The sequence below is a fragment of the Arthrobacter sp. E70 genome (assembly GCF_058266945.1).
Genome location: NZ_JBYQFR010000001.1, coordinates 389,286 through 406,413, shown reverse-complemented (window position 1 = coordinate 406,413; position 17,128 = coordinate 389,286). Strand labels below are relative to the sequence as shown.

15 protein-coding genes are annotated in these 17,128 nt (G+C 66.5%); 9 read left to right on the top strand and 6 right to left on the bottom strand.

Annotated features, from left to right (window positions below; all coding sequences use genetic code 11):
• Positions 1-128: 128 nt before the first annotated feature.
• Together pucL and AC3IMC_RS01910 are read left to right on the top strand one after the other, a co-directional pair.
• A complete protein-coding gene (pucL, locus tag AC3IMC_RS01915) occupies positions 129-1,037 on the top strand; it encodes a factor-independent urate hydroxylase (protein WP_490916749.1) in 909 nt (302 codons plus the stop codon).
• A gap of 132 nt (positions 1,038-1,169) precedes the next feature.
• Entirely contained in the window at positions 1,170-2,675 is a 1,506-nt protein-coding gene (locus AC3IMC_RS01910) for a nucleobase:cation symporter-2 family protein (protein ID WP_490916748.1), read from the top strand.
• Positions 2,676-2,748: 73 nt separating this feature from the next.
• On the opposite strand, the gene AC3IMC_RS01905 is transcribed toward AC3IMC_RS01910, so the two are convergent.
• Complete coding sequence (locus tag AC3IMC_RS01905) at positions 2,749-3,504, bottom strand: IclR family transcriptional regulator (RefSeq protein ID WP_490916747.1); 756 nt, start codon at positions 3,502-3,504, stop codon at positions 2,749-2,751.
• Positions 3,505-3,724: 220 nt separating this feature from the next.
• On the opposite strand from AC3IMC_RS01905, the gene AC3IMC_RS01900 reads away from it, so the two are divergent.
• From AC3IMC_RS01900 to AC3IMC_RS01885, 4 genes are read left to right on the top strand one after another with little or no spacing between them, the layout of a single operon-like run.
• A complete protein-coding gene (locus AC3IMC_RS01900; protein ID WP_490916746.1) occupies positions 3,725-5,176 on the top strand; it encodes an NAD-dependent malic enzyme in 1,452 nt (483 codons plus the stop codon).
• 35 nt (positions 5,177-5,211) lie between these two features.
• Entirely contained in the window at positions 5,212-6,810 is a 1,599-nt protein-coding gene (aceB, locus tag AC3IMC_RS01895; protein ID WP_490916745.1) for a malate synthase A, read from the top strand.
• A 1-nt stretch (position 6,811) separates the two neighbouring features.
• Positions 6,812-8,086, top strand: a complete 1,275-nt coding sequence (locus tag AC3IMC_RS01890; RefSeq protein ID WP_490916744.1) for a DUF6986 family protein — start codon at positions 6,812-6,814, stop codon at positions 8,084-8,086.
• A gap of 17 nt (positions 8,087-8,103) precedes the next feature.
• Positions 8,104-8,916, top strand: a complete 813-nt coding sequence (locus tag AC3IMC_RS01885) for a bifunctional allantoicase/(S)-ureidoglycine aminohydrolase (RefSeq protein WP_490916743.1) — start codon at positions 8,104-8,106, stop codon at positions 8,914-8,916.
• A gap of 94 nt (positions 8,917-9,010) precedes the next feature.
• Here the strand turns inward: AC3IMC_RS01885 and AC3IMC_RS01880 are convergent, their stop codons facing one another.
• Positions 9,011-10,192, bottom strand: coding sequence for a zinc-dependent alcohol dehydrogenase (locus tag AC3IMC_RS01880; RefSeq protein ID WP_490916742.1), 1,182 nt, complete (start codon positions 10,190-10,192; stop codon positions 9,011-9,013).
• Positions 10,193-10,350: 158 nt separating this feature from the next.
• On the opposite strand from AC3IMC_RS01880, the gene AC3IMC_RS01875 reads away from it, so the two are divergent.
• Entirely contained in the window at positions 10,351-10,599 is a 249-nt protein-coding gene (locus tag AC3IMC_RS01875; RefSeq protein ID WP_490916741.1) for a hypothetical protein, read from the top strand.
• Between the two features lie 16 nt (positions 10,600-10,615).
• Here the strand turns inward: AC3IMC_RS01875 and AC3IMC_RS01870 are convergent, their stop codons facing one another.
• The 3 genes from AC3IMC_RS01870 to AC3IMC_RS01860 form a co-directional block, all read right to left on the bottom strand.
• Positions 10,616-11,329 (bottom strand): HAD family hydrolase, encoded by a 714-nt coding sequence (locus AC3IMC_RS01870; RefSeq protein ID WP_490916740.1) that lies wholly within the window; start codon positions 11,327-11,329, stop codon positions 10,616-10,618.
• Positions 11,329-11,640: a hypothetical protein gene (locus AC3IMC_RS01865; protein ID WP_490916738.1), complete on the bottom strand. Its 312-nt coding sequence runs from the start codon at positions 11,638-11,640 to the stop codon at positions 11,329-11,331. Before AC3IMC_RS01865 ends, AC3IMC_RS01870 begins: the two co-directional genes overlap by 1 nt.
• Before the next feature lie 114 nt (positions 11,641-11,754).
• The gene (locus AC3IMC_RS01860) at positions 11,755-13,563 is read right to left on the bottom strand and encodes a glycoside hydrolase family 15 protein (RefSeq protein WP_490916736.1); all 1,809 of its coding nucleotides are present in this window, start codon (positions 13,561-13,563) and stop codon (positions 11,755-11,757) included.
• 63 nt (positions 13,564-13,626) lie between these two features.
• Here AC3IMC_RS01860 and AC3IMC_RS01855 point away from each other — a divergent pair, with 63 nt between their 5' ends.
• Both AC3IMC_RS01855 and AC3IMC_RS01850 read left to right on the top strand, forming a co-directional pair.
• Complete coding sequence (locus AC3IMC_RS01855) at positions 13,627-14,358, top strand: DUF72 domain-containing protein (RefSeq protein WP_490916735.1); 732 nt, start codon at positions 13,627-13,629, stop codon at positions 14,356-14,358.
• A gap of 57 nt (positions 14,359-14,415) precedes the next feature.
• Entirely contained in the window at positions 14,416-15,459 is a 1,044-nt protein-coding gene (locus AC3IMC_RS01850) for an App1 family protein phosphatidate phosphatase (RefSeq protein WP_490916734.1), read from the top strand.
• A gap of 39 nt (positions 15,460-15,498) precedes the next feature.
• On the opposite strand, the gene AC3IMC_RS01845 is transcribed toward AC3IMC_RS01850, so the two are convergent.
• Positions 15,499-17,043 (bottom strand): glycoside hydrolase family 1 protein, encoded by a 1,545-nt coding sequence (locus AC3IMC_RS01845; RefSeq protein ID WP_490916733.1) that lies wholly within the window; start codon positions 17,041-17,043, stop codon positions 15,499-15,501.
• Positions 17,044-17,128 lie beyond the last annotated feature (85 nt).

Sequence of the window (17,128 nt, the reverse complement as noted above, 5' to 3'; positions counted from 1 at the left end):
AATGAGCTGGCATCAATGGATGCCGGCTCTTTTTTGTTGGGTCGGCTCCACCGGAAACGCGCTTGAAATGCGCGCTTAATTTCAGTGATGGAACCTTGGTTCCACTTACCGGAGATTGGGAAAAGACCATGAGCAGCAAGATCATCCTCGGCGAAAACCAGTACGGCAAGGCCGAAGTCCGCGTCGTCAAGATCACCCGGGACACGACCCGCCACGAGATCGAGGACCTTAACGTCACCTCGCAACTGCGGGGCGACTTCGCCGCGGCCCACCTGGAGGGCGACAACGCCCATGTGGTGGCCACGGACACCCAGAAAAACACCATCTACGCCTTCGCCCGCGACGGCATCGGCTCGCCGGAAGCGTTCCTGCTGCGGCTCGGCGAGCACTTCACCTCCAGCTTCGACTGGGTCACCGGCGGCCGCTGGGAGGCCGAGTCCTACGCCTGGAACCGCATCCAGGCCCACGGCAGCGAACACGACCACTCGTTCGTCCGCAACGGCCAGGAAGTCCGTACTGCCGTCCTGGTCCGCGACGGTGCCACGAGCCACCTGATCTCCGGACTGAAGGACCTGACCGTCCTGAAGTCCACCCAGTCCGGCTTCGTGGGCTACCCCCGGGACCGCTACACCACGCTGCCCGAGACCACCGACCGGATCCTGGCCACTGACGTTTCCGCCCGCTGGCGCTTCAAGACCGGCACCGACTTCAGCACCCTGGACTTCAACAAGAGCTACGACGACGTCAAGGGGCTCCTGCTCGAAGGCTTCACCGAGAAGTACTCGCACGCCCTGCAGCAGACCCTGTTCGACATGGGCACCAAGGTCCTCGAGGCCCATAGCGAGATCGACGAGGTCAAGTTCTCCATGCCGAACAAGCACCACTTCCTGGTGGACCTGTCCCCGTTCGGCCTGGACAACCCGAACGAGGTCTTCTTCGCCGCCGACCGCCCGTACGGCCTGATCGAGGCCACCGTCCAGCGCGAGGACGCCGCCGCGGCGCCCGCGGCCTGGTCCGGCATCGCCGGCTTCTGCTAGAACCACCCGGCGCAGGCGGGCTCAACCACCCTGTTGAGCCCGCCTCAATCAACCCCACATCTTCAGCTTCACCTGTTAGCCAGACAACGTTAGCCAGACGATGACGTCTGCCATGAACCCAGAAAGTCTGCCATGAACATCAGAAGGAAACCGGCCACCGCGGCCGCCGCAAAAGCCAGCCAGCAGGCCCGGCCGGAGGACCAGCGGCTCCCGATTGGAAGCACGTTCGCCTACGGCTTCCAGCACGTCCTCACCATGTACGGCGGCATCATCGCCCCGCCCCTGATCATCGGTGCCGCCGCGGGAATGAATTCCCAGGACATCGGCCTCCTCATCGCTGCCTGCCTGTTCGTCGGCGGGCTCGCAACCATTCTGCAAACCGTCGGTGTTCCGTTCTTCGGTTCGCAGTTGCCCCTGGTCCAGGGTGTTTCCTTCGCCGGTGTTTCCACAATGGTGGCCATCGTCCACGGCGGTGGCGGAATCCAGGCCGTCTTCGGCTCGGTCATCGCAGCATCCCTGATCGGCCTGCTCATCACCCCCCTGTTCTCGAAAATCATCAGGTTCTTCCCGCCGGTAGTGACCGGAACGGTGATCACCACCATCGGCCTGACGCTGATGCCGGTCGCCGCCAACTGGGCCATGGGCGGCAACAGCAAGGCGCCCAACTACGGCAGCGTGGCCAACATCGGTTTGGCCGCGGCCACCATGGGCATCGTCCTGCTCCTGAGCAAGGTGGGCAGCGCCGCCATCTCGCGGCTGTCCATCCTGCTCGCCATGGTCCTGGGCACTTTGATCGCAGTCGTCTTCGGCATGGCCGACTTTTCCAAGGTGGGCCAGGGCGAAATCGTCGCCTTCCCCACACCCTTCGCTTTCGGACCGCCCACGTTTGAAGTCGCGGCCATCATCTCCATGCTAATCGTCATCCTGGTGACCCTCACCGAAACGTCCGCGGACATCATCGCCGTGGGCGAGATCGTGGGCACCAAGGTGGACTCAAAGCGGATCGGCAACGGCCTGCGGGCTGACATGCTCTCCAGTGCCGTCTCCCCGCTCTTCAACTCCTTCACCCAGAGCGCCTTCGCCCAGAACGTCGGCCTGGTGGCCATCACAGGCGTCAAGAGCCGGTTCGTGGTCAGCGCAGGCGGTGTGATCCTGGTGGTCCTGGGCCTGCTGCCCGTCCTGGGCCGGGTTGTCGCAGCGGTGCCGACGCCCGTCCTGGGCGGTGCCGGCGTCGTACTCTTCGGCACTGTCGCGGCCAGCGGCATCCGGACGCTGTCCAAGGTGGACTACAAGAACAACATGAACCTGATCGTGGTGGCCGCCTCCATCGGCTTCGGGATGATCCCCATCGCCGCCCCGGCGTTCTACGACAAGTTCCCCACCTGGTTCGGCACCATTTTCCACTCCGGCATCAGCTCCGCCGCCGTCATGGCCATCCTGCTGAACCTGCTGTTCAACCACCTTCGCGCCGGCAACTCGGACAACCAGTCGGTGTTTGTCGCGGGCACAGAGCGCCTGGTGCGCGCCGAGGACCTCCGCTGCCTGGCAGAGGGCGACCGCTTCGAAAACGGCAAGCTCATCGACTGCGACGGCAAGGAAGTGCCCATCCAGTCAGCCGAGAAGGCGTCAGAGCATTAGTCCGGACGTGAACGACGGCGGCCCGCACCTTTCGCGAAAGGTGCGGGCCGCCGTCGTCAGCAGTTCTGCAGTATCAGGTGCGGTTCAGCTCACGCGAGATGGACTCTGCGGCTTCGCGGAGGATGGGCACTGCCTTGTCGGCAAAGTCCTCGTCCACGCGCGATACGGGGCCGGACACCGAGATCGCCGCGGGCGTCGGTGCATTGGGCACCGCCATGGCGAAGCAGCGGACACCGAGTTCCTGCTCTTCCTCGTCAATGGAGTAGCCGCGCTCACGGATGAGCTTCAGGTCGGCAAGGAGCTCATCCACGTCGCCGATGCTCTTGGGCGTGGGCGTCGGCATGCCCGCGCGGGTCACGATCCCGCGGACCGTGTCGTCGTCGAGCTGGGCGAGAATGGCCTTGCCGACGCCGGTGGCATGGGTATGGGCGCGCCGGCCCACCTCGGTGAACATGCGCATCGAGTGCAGCGAAGGCACCTGGGCCACGTAGATCACCATGTCCGAGTCCAGCACGGCCATGTTGGAGGTCTCCCCCAGCCGGTCCACCAGGGTCTTCAGCTGCGGGCGGGCCAGTGCGCCGAGCTGCTTGTTGGCGCCTTCACCCAGCCGGATGAGCCGCGGGCCCAGGGCGTAGCGCCGGTTGGGCAGCTGCCGGATGTAGCCCAGCGACACCAAGGTGCGGAGCAGGCGGTGGATGGTGGGCAGCGGGAGGTCCGTGGACGCGGAGAGCTCGCTGAGCGTCACGTCGCCGCCGGCATCGGTGATGAGCTCCAGCAGTTCGAAGACGCGCTCCACCGACTGAACCCCGCCAGAGGCTTTTTCTGCCATTCCGTTGTCTCCTATGGCTCGGAATCTGACAACTCTTATCCGCATCGTGAAAAGAGTTGCTTAGAACACCCAACATACAGCACGGCGGCCGCCGCGGCGACGGACTGCTGCCGGTCACATTCGAAGGGCTTGTATTTCCATGAAGTAGATAATAATATCCATAATACGAAAAGATTCGGATAGAGCAGAAGCCGGTCAAGGCCCAACAGGAGGACATTCAATGGCGAACCCCAGCCCCGGAAATTCGATCACCCTGCGCGTGGAAGCGCCGTCAAGCTTCAGCGCCACCAGCGAACTCGCCGCGGCCGTCGGAGCCGCCGGCGCCGCGATCACCGCCCTGGACGTCACCGAGTCCCACCACGAGACCCTCGTCGTGGACGTCACCTGCAACACCACCGACGACGCCCACGCTGCACGGGTCAAGGACGCCCTGAACGCCCTTGAGGGCGTCACGGTCCAGCACGTCTCGGACCGCACCTTCCTCATGCACCTGGGCGGCAAGCTGGAAGTCGTCCCCAAGGTCCCGCTGCGCAACCGCGACGACCTGTCCCGCGCGTACACGCCCGGCGTCGCGCGCGTCTGCCTTGCCATCGCCGAGGACCCTGCAGCGGCGCGCAACCTGACCGTCAAGCGCAACACCGTGGCGGTGGTCACCGACGGTTCCGCCGTGCTCGGCCTGGGGAACATCGGCCCCGCGGCGGCCCTGCCGGTGATGGAGGGCAAGGCTGCCCTGTTCAAGCAGTTCGCGAACGTGGACGCATGGCCTGTGTGCCTGGACACCCAGGACACCGAGGAAATCATCCGCACCGTCAAGCTCCTGGCGCCCGTCTTCGGCGGCGTGAACCTGGAGGATATCGCCGCCCCGCGCTGCTTCGAGATCGAGGCCCGCCTGCGCGAGGAACTGGACATCCCAGTGTTCCACGATGACCAGCACGGCACCGCCATCGTCACCCTCGCCGCCCTGGTCAACGCCCTGCGCGTGGTGGACAAGAAGATTTCAGACGTGAAGATCGTGGTGTCCGGCGTCGGCGCCGCCGGCTCCGCCATCATCCAGCTGCTCAAAGCCCAGGGCGCACGGCACATCGTGGCGGCTGGCCGCTCGGGCGCCATCCACAAGGGTGAAACCTACAACGATCCCCACCGCACCTGGATTGCGGAAAACACCAACGAGGAGGGCTTCGCCGGCAGCCTGCACGAAGCCCTGGTGGGTGCGGACGTCTTCATCGGCGTTTCCGCCCCGAACATCCTCGGCGAAGAGCACGTCGCCTCCATGGCCAAGGACGCCATCGTGTTCGCCATGGCCAACCCCACCCCCGAGGTGGACCCTGCCATCGCTTCCCGGCACGCCGCCGTCGTGGCCACCGGCCGCAGCGACTTTCCCAACCAGATCAACAACGTCCTGGCCTTCCCGGGCCTCTTCCGCGGGCTCCTGGATGCCGGGGCCAGCGACATCACCCCGGACATGCTGGTGGCCGCCGCAGAAGCAATCGCCAACCGGGTGAATGATAATGAGCTCAATGCCAGCTACATCATCCCCAGCATCTTCGATACGCACGTGACTGCCGACGTCGCGGCCGCCGTAGCGGCTGCAGCCCACGCCTCAAACGTTGCAACGGCTGCCGAACCGGCCGACTCTGCCAAGGAACCGGCGCCGGCACTCGCCTCCGCCTGACCCGACCGACTCCCAGCCCAAGGAAAGGACCAGAAATGGCCATCACCGTCACAGATCCCCGGCCGATCGCCCGTGCAGAGGAGATCCTCACGCCCAAGGCACTGGCCTTCGTGGAGGAGCTCCACACCCGGTTCGCCGGCACCCGCAACGAGCTGCTGGCGGCACGCGCCGCCAAGCGGCAGCGGGTGGCCGAAACCGGCAAGCTGGACTTCCTGCCGGAGACCAGGGACGTGCGCGACGGCGACTGGAAGGTTGCGCCGGCGCCGGCAGCCTTGCAGGACCGCCGGGTGGAGATGACCGGCCCTGCATCACCGGCGAAGATGGCCATCAACGCCCTGAACTCCGGCGCCAAGGTGTGGCTGGCGGACCTCGAGGACGCCAGCACACCCACCTGGGCCAACGTCATCGACGCCATCCTGAACCTGCGCGATGCCGCCCAGGGCACCCTCAGCTACACCTCGGACGAGGGCAAGGAGTACCGCCTGCGCACGGACGCGCCGCTCGCCGTCGTGGTGGCCCGCCCGCGCGGCTGGCACATGCAGGAAAAGCACCTCCTCATCAACGGCGAACCCGCCGTCGGCGCACTGGTGGACTTCGGCCTGCACTTCTTCCACATCGCCAAGCAGCTGGTGCTCAACGGCCAGGGCCCGTACTACTACCTGCCCAAGATGGAGAGCCACCTTGAAGCCCGGCTGTGGAACGACGTCTTCGTCTTCGCCCAGGACTTCCTGGGCCTGAACCAGGGCACCATCCGTGCCACGGTGCTGATCGAGACCATCCCGGCCGCCTTCGAGATGGACGAGATCCTCTACGAGCTGCGGGACCACGCTTCCGGCCTGAACGCCGGCCGCTGGGACTACCTGTTCAGCATCATCAAGTACTTCCGCGACGCCGGCGAGGAGTTCGTCCTGCCGGACCGCGCCTCCGTGGTGATGACGGCCCCCTTCATGCGCGCCTACACCGAACTCCTGGTCAAGACCTGCCACAGGCGCGGCGCCTTCGCCATGGGCGGCATGGCAGCGGTCATCCCCAACCGCCGCCACCCCGAAGTCACCGCCGCCGCTTTCGAGAAGGTGCGGGCGGACAAGACCCGCGAGGCAAACGACGGCTTCGACGGCTCCTGGGTTGCCCACCCCGACCTGGTCCCCACCTGCCGCGAAGTCTTCGACTCGGTGCTGGGCGACAAGCCCAACCAGGTGGACAAGCAGCGCCCGGAGGTTTCCGTGACTGCGGACCAGCTGCTGGACGTGCAGTCCGCCGACGGCCAGGTCACCGAGGCCGGCCTGCGCCTGAACCTGTACGTGGCGGTCGCCTACACGGCGGTGTGGCTGTCCGGCAACGGCGCGGTGGCCATCCACAACCTGATGGAGGACGCCGCCACCGCGGAAATCTCCCGTTCCCAGGTGTGGCAGCAAATCCGCAACAAGTCCATCCTGGCGGACACCGGCAACACTGTGACCAGGGAACTGGTGGAGAAGATCCTGGCCGAGGAGACCGAACGGCTCCGCACCGAGTTCGGCGACGAGGCGTTCCGCCGCTATTACAAGCCGGCCAGCGACCTGATCGCGGACATTTGCCTGTCGGACGACTACACCGACTTCCTGACCACCCCCGCCTACGAGCTGGTGGACTGAGATGGCAGCACCCAAACCCTCGCTCTCGGCCGGGGACCTGGCCTCCATCGATGGGCAGCTCGCTGCCACCGACCGGCTGCTGGAGCAGAACTACCCCGGCGACGATGGCTCACGCCAGCCCGTGCATACGGTATATGTGCCGGCAGACCGTTTCACGCCGTCGCTCGCCGCCAACTGGGGCGCCCAGGCAACGGCGGCGGCGGAAGCCCACGGCGGCCTCGAAAAGCTGGGCCGGCTCCTGGGCCAGGAAGCAGGCCTCGCCAGCGCCGTAGCCTCCCGCGTTGCAGCAAAGCTGGCGGACGAGCCGATCGAGGACCTGCGCCTGGACTTCGAGGACGGCTTCGGGGACAGGGGCGACGACGCCGAGGACGCCGCCGCAGTTGCCGCGGCGTCCGCGGTGGCCCAGGCCGTCGCGGCCGGGTCGGCTCCCCCGTTCATCGGCATCCGCTTCAAGTGCTTCGAGGCTCCCACCCGTGCCCGCGGCCTGCGGACCCTGGACCTCTTCGTCTCCGGCCTCGCCGCAGCAGGCGAGCTGCCCGAGGGCCTGGTCCTGACCCTGCCCAAGGTGACCACCGTGGCCCAGGTGCAGGCCATGGACTTCGCGGTCTCCCGGCTCGAGGAAGTCCACTCACTGCCTGCCGGCCGGCTCCGCTTCGAAGTCCAGGTGGAAACGCCGCAGCTGATCCTCGGTCCGGAAGGAACGTCGCCGGTGGCACAGCTCCCGCATGCCGTTCCCGGGCGGATCAGTGGCCTGCACTACGGCACCTACGACTACTCGGCGTCGCTGCAGATCTCCGCCGAATACCAGTCCATGGAGCATCCCGTGGCCGACTTCGCCAAGGAAGTCATGCAGCTGGCCGTGGCCGGCACCGGCATCCGGCTCTCCGACGGCTCCACCAACATCATCCCGGTGGGTGACAACGTGGAGAACGCCTGGCATCTGCACGGCCGCCTGGTCCGCCGGTCGCTGGAACGCGGCTACTACCAGGGCTGGGACCTGCACCCGGCCCAGCTGCCCAGCCGGTTCGCTGCCACTTACGCCTTCTACCGCGAGGGCCTGCCGGCCGCTGCCGCCCGCCTGCGCAACTACGTGGAACGGACCGAAGGGGGCGTGATGGACGAGCCTGCCACCGCCCGCGCCCTGGCCGCCTTCGTGCTCCGCGGCGTCCAGTGCGGCGCTGTCGGTGCCGAGGAAGTCCAGGCGCTTGCCGGCGTCGGAATCCCGCAGCTCACCGCGCTGGCGCACCCGCGGCTGGCCACCACTTCCAACTCCTAAGCAAAAGGAATCCATTCATGGGCAAGTACTACTCCCCCAGCGGCGGACTGCCGCCGCAGACCCACCTGACCACCGAGCGGGCCATCGTCACCGAGGCCTACACGGTGATCCCGAAGGGCGTGATGACGGACATCGTCACGTCCAACCTTCCGGGGTTCTCCAACACCCGCTCGTGGATCATCGCCCGCCCCATTTCGGGCTTCGCCACCACGTTCTCCCAGCTGATCGTGGAGATCGGCCCGGGCGGCGGGGCACCGAAGGCCGAATTCGAGGCCGGCGTGGAAGGCGTCGTCTTCGTCACCCGGGGCAAGGTCAACCTCACCCTCGACGGCGAACTGCACCAGCTCGAGGAAGGCGGCTACGCCTACCTGGCCGCCGGTTCGGAGTGGGGCGTGGAGAACGTCTCTGACGACGTCGTGTCCTTCCACTGGATCCGCAAGGCCTATGAGCGGCTTGAGGGCTACGAAGCCAAGTCCTTCGTCACCAACGAAAAGGACGTGGAGCCCACGTCGATGCCGGACACCAACGACGTCTGGAAGACCACCCGCTTCACGGACTCCAATGACCTCGCCCACGACATGCAGGTCAATATCGTGACCTTCCAGCCCGGCGGCGTCATCCCGTTCCCGGAAACCCACGTGATGGAACACGGCCTCTACGTCCTGGAGGGCAAGGCCATGTACCTGCTGAACAATGACTGGGTGGAGGTGGAGGCCGGCGACTTCATGTGGCTGCGCGCCTTCTGCCCGCAGGCCTGCTACGCGGGCGGCCCGGGCGAGTTCCGCTACCTGCTGTACAAGGACATGAACCGCCAGGTGAAGCTGACCTAGGCTTTCCGCGGGCCCCAACGTGACAACAGCAGGCGCCGTTATGGAACTCCATAACGGCGCCTGCTGCTGGTTTAACGGCTGCTGGTTTAACGGCTCAGGCGGCGGGGTTGAGGACCACCTTGATGCAGCCGTCTTCCTTCTTCTGGAACTTCTCGTAGAGCGCCGGCGCACCGTCGAGGTTCGACCGGTGGGTGACAAGGTCCATCACACCCAGCGGGTCGGCGTCGTCCTCCACGAGCGGCAGCAGCTGGTCTGTCCAGTTGCGCACGTTGCACTGGCCCATGCGCACCTGGAGCTGCTTGTCGAACATGGTGAGCATGGGCAGGGGGCTGGCCTGCCCGCCGTACACGCCGCTCAGCGAGAGCGTGCCGCCCCGGCGCACGGCGTCAATGGACGCGTGCAGCGCGGCAAGGCGGTCCACGCCGCCGGTCTCCATCGCCTTCTGCGCCAGTTTGTCCGGCAGGAGTCCCAGCGCCTGGTGGGCGAAGCCGGCCACAGGCGAGCCGTGGGCTTCCATTCCGACGGCGTCAACCACCGCATCGGGGCCGCGCCCGCCGGTCATCTCCCGGAGTTCGTCGCCGATGGCCTTGCTGTAGTCCAGCGTTTCCACGCCGTGCCGCGCGGCCATGGCCCGCCGTTCGGGGACGGGGTCCACGCCGATCACACGGAAGCCCCGGTGCGCGCCGATCCGGCCGGCGAACTGGCCCACCGGCCCCAAACCGAACACGGCCAGGGTACCGCCCGCCGGAACGTTCGCGTACTCCACGGCCTGCCAGGCGGTGGGCAGGATGTCGGAGAGGAACAGGTAGCGCTCGTCCGGAAGCTCGCTGCCCACCTTGACCGGGCCGTAGTCGGCGTGCGGCACGCGCAGGTATTCGGCCTGGCCGCCGGGGACGGAGCCGTAGAGTTCCGAGTAGCCAAAGAGGGCCGCGCCGGAGCCTTTCTCCCGCACCTGGGTGGTCTCACACTGGGACTGCAGGCCCTGCTTGCACATGAAGCAGGAGCCGCAGGAGATGTTGAACGGGACCACCACGCGGTCGCCCTTGCGAAGGTTGGTGACGGCGCTGCCCACCTCCTCCACGATGCCCATCGGCTCGTGGCCGATGACGTCGCCTTTGTGCATGTAGGGGCCCAGGACTTCGTACAGGTGCAGGTCCGAGCCGCAGATTGCGGTGGAGGTGATCCGGATGATGGCATCCGTTGGTTCCTGGATGACCGGATCGGGCACTTCTTCCACCCTTACCGACCGTTTTCCTTGCCACGTCAGTGCTTTCACAGTCTCCCTTTCGTCGCAGAGTGTCCTTCGACGCTATCGGCTTTTGGCGAAAAAAGTAAGCATGCTGATCAAATACTTGTGGTCTGCGGCCGCTGCTTCTAGCGTTGGAAGGGCCTCGCACGCAGGCACGACCTAATTGCGAACGAAAGAGGAACGCCATGTCGCTGTACCAGCCGGAACCGGTCGAGATCTCCACGCGCATGCGGCCAGGCGAGTGGACGGAAGCCAGCCTGGCGGAACTGGTGGACACCTACCGCACGCGGATCAGCGAGATGGGCGCGCCCGCCGCGGACATCGTCACAGACGTCGAGCGGAACGACGACGGCTCGGTCAAGGTGGCCGTATCCTGGGCCAAGCCCGCGGCGGCAGGCGAGGAAGGCTCGGTGCCGGGCGGCCAGCCACTCTAAGGCAAGGCAGCGGCAATCAGGGGTTCGGCTGCAGGGCCAGGAGCCGGCCAATCACACTGGAGCCAAGGTTGTCCAGCAACTCGCGGGGGCCGCTGTAGACCTCGGCGGCTCCGGCATCCCGGAGTTCCGCCGCGTTGATGCCACCGCACGTCAGCCCAATCGAAGGGATGCCAAGCGCGGCGGCCGCCTTCATGTCCCAGACTGCATCCCCTACGTAGACCGCATCCCCGGCGTCCATGCCGACAGCGTCCAGCGCCGCCTGGAGTATGTCGGGGGCCGGCTTGCTTTCCGCTGCGTCATTGGCGCTGGTGGCAGCGTCGATGAAGGCATCGGCATCCAGCACTTGGCGCATCACCTGGAGGTCCTTCTCGCGGGCCGATGAGGCGAGCGCCACCGCCAGGCCACCGGCGTGGCATTGGCCCAGCAGGTCCTTCACGCCGTCGAACGCCCGAAGCGAGGGCCAGTGCGAGGCATACAGCGCACCGTGGCTGGCCATGATGTCCTCGTCCTCGGAACGGTCCCGGCCGTCGGGGAGCAGGTTGTCCACGAGCCTGGCCCCGCCCATCCCCACGAAGTGGTGGATGTTGGCCATCGGCACGTCGTAGCCGTACTGCCGGAAAGCACCCCACCACGAGAGGGTGTGGACGTAGGACGAATCAATCAGTGTCCCGTCGACGTCAAAAAGGACCCCCCGGCGGCGGCCGCCAGGGGGTGCGGCTGCGGCAGCCATCAGCCCAGCACCGCCCCACGCGCCGCGGGCAATTTCTTGTGTGCCACGGGCGCCTTCTTGCGCCTCGCCGCCTCCTCCTTGGGTACGCTGACAGGCCGCACCCGGTCGCGGATGACAGAACCTGCACCATCGTGGCTCCGGTCCCGGATCAGGCCGGTGCCGGCAATTTCGCGCGCCATGGCGACGCCGGCGACGGCCGCCCTTTTGGTTGGAAAGGTCACTGAGATGGCCATCAGGTTCCCGGCCCCGTCCAGCATCCTCAGGCGGTAACCGCCGTCGGGGGCATCCACGAGCTCAAAATGTCCGGCCATAACTATCACTCCTCCGTCAATCACGGTCCTGCGCTTGGGAGCGCTCCGTGAGGTGTTAGTAAGTATACTTATCTGTTCCGCGAAGGAGAAGTTCCAGCCCCGGTCCGCGCCGCCTCAGCGCGAATCCACCGTGTCCGGCGGAATGGGGGTATCACTGCGCCGAACCGTATCCTGATGCAGCTCAAGAGCGCTAGTCACAAGGGCGAAGTGGCTGAAGGCCTGGGGTGTGTTGCCCAGCTGGCGCCGGGCCTTCACCGCCCATTCCTCACTCAGCAGCCCCACGTCGTTCCGCAGTTCCAGCAGGCGCTCGAAGAGTTCCCTGGACTCCTCCCGCCGGCCGGCACCCAGGAGCGCCTCCACCAGCCAGAACGAGCAGGCCAGGAAGACGCCCTCGTCGCCCGGCAGGCCGTCGTCGCTCTTCTCCGGCCGGTACCGCAGCACGAAACCATCCTGCGTCAGCTCCTGCCGGATGGCCTCGATGGTCCCGATCACGCGGGGGTCGTCGGGCGGCAGGAACCCCACCCGGGGGATCAGCAACAGGCTGGCGTCCAGCTCGGGACGGCCGTAGGACTGGAGGAAGGTGTTGCGTTCCGCATCGAAGCCGTTGGCCATGATGTCCTCGCGGATCGTGTCCCGCAGCGCCTCCCAGCGCTCCACGGGACCCGGCAGGCCGGATTCACGAACCCCCTTCACCATACGGTCTGCCGCCACCCAGGCCATGACCTTCGAATGGGTGAAGTGCCTGCGCGGGCCCCGCATTTCCCAGAGCCCGTTGTCCGGCTGGTCCCAGATGGTCTCGAGGTGCTCCATAAGGGCCACCTGCACGTCCCAGGCCTCGTCGCTGTGTTTGAGCAGCGAGTTGCGCGTGAGGGCGAGGCAGTCGAGCACTTCCCCCCAGACATCAAGCTGGAACTGTTCTGCCGCCGCGTTCCCGATGCGGACGGGGGTCGAATTCTCGTAGCCCTTCAGCCAGGACAGCTCCATCTCGGGCAGCCGCCGCTCGCCGTGGATCCCGTACATGATCTGCAGGTCGGCAGGGTCACCGGCCACGGCCCGGAGCAGCCAGTCACGCCAGGCGGCAGCCTCCGCCGTGTAGCCCGCCGCCAGCAGGGCCTGCAGCGTCATCGTGGCATCGCGCAGCCAGCAGTAGCGGTAGTCCCAGTTGCGCTGTCCTCCGGGCTGCTCCGGCAAAGAGGTGGTGACTGCCGCGACGATACCGCCGGTGGGGCCGTAAGTCAGCGCCTTGAGTGTGACGAGGGAGCGCACCACCGCTTCCTGGTACTGCCCTTGGAACGTGCACTGGGAAGCCCACCCGCGCCAGAACGCAAAGGTGCTCTCGAGGACCTTTTCGGCCTCCACGGTGACCGGGCGCCCTACGTGGCTGGGCGCCCAGGTGAGGACGAACGGCACCTTCTCCCCTGCCTGGACCGTGAAGTCGCTGAGGGTGTGCATGTTCTCCCCGTGCAGGGGCGCAGGGGTAACGAAGTACACCGCGTCCGGTCCGGCGATCGCGTGCAGGCCGTACTTGTCACGGCGGACCCAGGGGACGATGTGCCCGTAATCGAACCGCAGGGTCAGCTCGCCATGCATCCTGACGCTGCCGCTGATCCCTTCCACGATGCGCACGATGTCAGCCACCGAGTCACGCGGCGGCATGAAGTCGGTGACCCGGACTGTTCCGTCGGGCGTTTCCCATTCCGTGTCCAGGATCAGGCTGCCGTCACGGTAGCCGCGCCGGGTGCAGGTGCCCCCACCTTCGGGCGCCAGCAACCAGCGGCCCGCGTCGGGCGTGTCCAGCAACGCGTTGAAGCAGGCCGGGGAATCGAACCGGGGCAGGCAGAGCCAGTCGATCGAGCCCTCCTTGCTGATCAGGGCCCCGGTTTGAAGGTCGCCTACCACCGCGTAGTCCTCGATTCGCGCCATGCCATAACCCTGCCACACACAGGCGCCACAGGAAGGGGAAATTGCGGGTGTAGCCTGAGGCAAATGGCGATCCATATCGGCACCTCCGGCTGGAGCTACGATCATTGGGAAAACGTCCTGTACCCGCCGGGGCTGCCCGTCCGGGACAGGCTCCAGTGCTATGTCTCCCGGTTCGACACGGTGGAACTGAATGCCAGCTTTTACCGGTGGCCGCGGGATACGACCTTCGCCGGCTGGAACAGGCGGCTGCCGCCCGGGTTCAGCATGTCCGTCAAGGCTCCGCGGGGGCTGACCCACGCCCGGAAACTGTACTCCCCCGAGGTATGGGTGGAGCGCATCGTCCGGTGCTGGCATGAGCTCGGCGACAAAAGGGCCGTACTGCTGGTCCAGTTGCCGCCGCAGTTGGCCCGGGACGACGCCAGGCTGGACTACTTCCTGGCGGCGCTTCCCTCTTGGATCAGGGTGGCCGTGGAATTCCGGCACCCCACCTGGGAGAGCCCCGAGGTGTTTGCCCTGCTGGAACGCCACCAGGCTGCCTACTGCATCATGAGCGGCGCCAACCTGCCCTGCACGCTGCGGACCACGGCCCCCTTTACCTACGTCCGCCTGCACGGACCGGACCAGCAGCACCTGTACGGCGGGTCGTATTCGGACGCGGACCTGAACTGGTGGGCGGACCGGATCAGGGAGTGGGCCGGCGGCGGCCTTGACGTCTACGCGTACTTCAATAACGACGGCGGCGGCAACGCAGTGCGCAACGCGGAGACCCTGAAGCGCCTTCTTGGTGACGGCTGATGCCACAGAACACCGCCTGCAGCGGGCTCCTCCGCCACCCTGTGGCAGAGTGGTGCCATGGATAATGCGCTCTCGGGAAACCAGGTCTTCCGGCTTGCCCATAGGCTCTCCGACGCCGTCAACGACGTCCGGATCCAGCTGGCCCAACGCTGGAACTTCGTTCCCCAGACCATCGCTTACCAGGGCTACGGTTCCACCACGCGGGTGCGGGTGCTGGGACGGGTACTGCTGACGCGGAAGCCGCTGCCGGGCAGCAAGGCCGAACACGAAGCGAAGAACGGCAACCAGAACATCCGCGGCTGGCGGGCCTTCACCAGCGTGCCGCTGCAGTACAGCGACGTCGAAATCACCATCGACGGCACCGTCACCCATGTCACGGCGGACCGCGGCGGGCTGATCGACACGGAAGTGGATGTCCAATTGTCGCCGGGCTGGCACACCGCAGTCCTTCGGGCGGAAGGAACGGAGCCGGCCGAGGCCCTGATCCAGGTGATCGCCCCTGACGTGAAATTCGGGATCGTTTCGGACATTGATGACACCGTCATGGTGACCGCCCTCCCGCGGCCCTTCCTGGCCCTGTGGAACACCTTCGTGCTCAGCGAGCGGGCCCGCATGGCCACCCCCGGGATGGCAGTGCTGCTGGACCGGCTGACCATCGAGCACCCCGAGACCCCGGTCATCTACCTGTCCACGGGCCCCTGGAACGCCGCGCCCACCCTGGCGCGGTTCCTCAACCGCAACATGTACCCCAAGGGCGCGCTGCTGCTGACGGACTGGGGGCTCACCCAGGACCGCTGGTTCCGCAGCGGCCAGGAACACAAGCACCGGAACCTGCTGCGGCTCTCGCAGGAGTTCCCTGATATGCGGTGGCTCCTGATCGGCGACAACGGCCAGCATGATGAAGCGATCTACTCAGCCTTTGCCGCGCAGAACCCGGACAAGGTGGCGGCCATCGCCATCCGGCAACTGTCCATCAGCGAGTCGGTGTTCGCCGGCGGCCACTCCGAGGACGGCGACCACACCACGTCCCGGGTGCCGTGGATCTACTCGCCGGACGGCGCCGGCATGGCCAAACAGCTGGCGATGCTCGACCTGCTCTGAACCTGCCCCTGGAACGGCGTGCCCTGCACCAGGCCTGACCTAGGCGCTGGCACCCAGGGCAGCGCCGTCGTCGGGCGCTTCATCTGCAAGGACCTCCGGAACCGCCGCCTGCGCGATCGCGGCGTCCGCCGCAGCCGCGAGGTTGCGTTCCTCAATCAACTCCTGGAACCAGAAATAGGAGGCCTTGGGCGTCCGCTCCAGCGTCTCGAAGTCAACATGCAGGAGGCCGAACGGCTGGTTGTAGCCGGCGGACCACTCGAAGTTGTCCAGGAACGACCACACATAGTAGCCGCGCAGGTCCACGGACTCGGCCTCACCGCCCGGGGCCGTGGCGCGCAGGGCGGTTTCAAGGTGGTCTGAAATGTACTTCAGCCGGCGCTCATCCGGAATGAACCTGGTGTTGGTGGACTTGTCCCGCACAATGATGTCCTCGAAGCTCGCTCCGCCCTCGGTGATGATCACGGGCGGAAGGTTCGGGTAACGCTCGGCCATCTCCTTGAGCGCAACGGCCATGTACTCCGGCTTGACGGGCCAGCCGTAGGCGGTGATGTCCGCCTCCGGCCAGGTCTCCACGTGGAACGGTGTGGCGCCGCTGCCCGTGGCGCTCAGATCGCTGCCCATCGCCTCCGCCATGCTCGAGGGTACCGCGCCGCCGCCCGGCCCCGCCGCCACCTTGGTGGGCATGTAGTAGTTGAGCCCATAGAAGTCCAGTGGCTGGGAGATGATGTCCATGTCCTCCTCCGGGTGCTCGAAGGAGCTGAAGAACTTTGCCGCACGGATGAGGTCCGGGTACTTGCCCGTGAGGACCGGGTCCGCGTAGAGGCGGTTCTGTCCAAGGTCCATCAGCCCGGCGCTGATCTTGTCCAGGGGATTGATCGAGTTCGGCACCATGGGCGAGTAGACGTTCGTCATGCCGATCTCCCCGGGCACGCGCGCCGCCCGGAGGGCCTGCACGGCAAGGCCGTGGCCCAGCAACTGGTGGTGGACCGTGGGAAAAGCCCCCAGGGCCAGTTCCTTGCCCGGTGAGTGCAGCCCGAACGAGTAACCGTTGGCGCTCACGGTGGCCGGCTCGTTGATGGTCACCCAGCGCGCCACCCTGTCCCCGAAGGCCCCTGCCAGCAAGGCGGCGTACTCCCCCAGGCGGTAGGCGGTGTCCCGGTTCATCCAGCCCCCGGCTTCATCCAGTTCCAGGGGCGTGTCCCAGTGGTAGATCGTGGCCATGGGCGAGATGCCATTGTCCAGGAGCTCGTCCAGGAGCCGGTCGTAGAAGGCCAGGCCGGCACGGTTGGCCGGACCGGTTCCGCCTGGCTGGATGCGTGGCCAGGAGAAGGAGAACCTATAGGAGTCCACTCCCAACTGCTTCAGGAGGGCAACATCCTGCGGCATGCGGTGGTAGTGGTCCGTGGCCACTACGGGGCTGTGCCCGTCCACGATGGCCCCGGGCTTGGCGGCGAAGACGTCCCAGCCCGCCGGCCCGCGGCCATCCTCGTCCAGCGCGCCCTCAATCTGGAATGCTGCGGTGGCGACGCCAAGCGTGAACCCCTGGGGGATGAGTGCTGCGAGGTCCTTGGCGGAGATGTGCATGGAGGTTCAGCCTTTGCGACGGTAATTGGAGTACGTCCCAGAATGGCACAGCGGAGGGCAGCTTACGAGGAGAATCTCCGCGGCG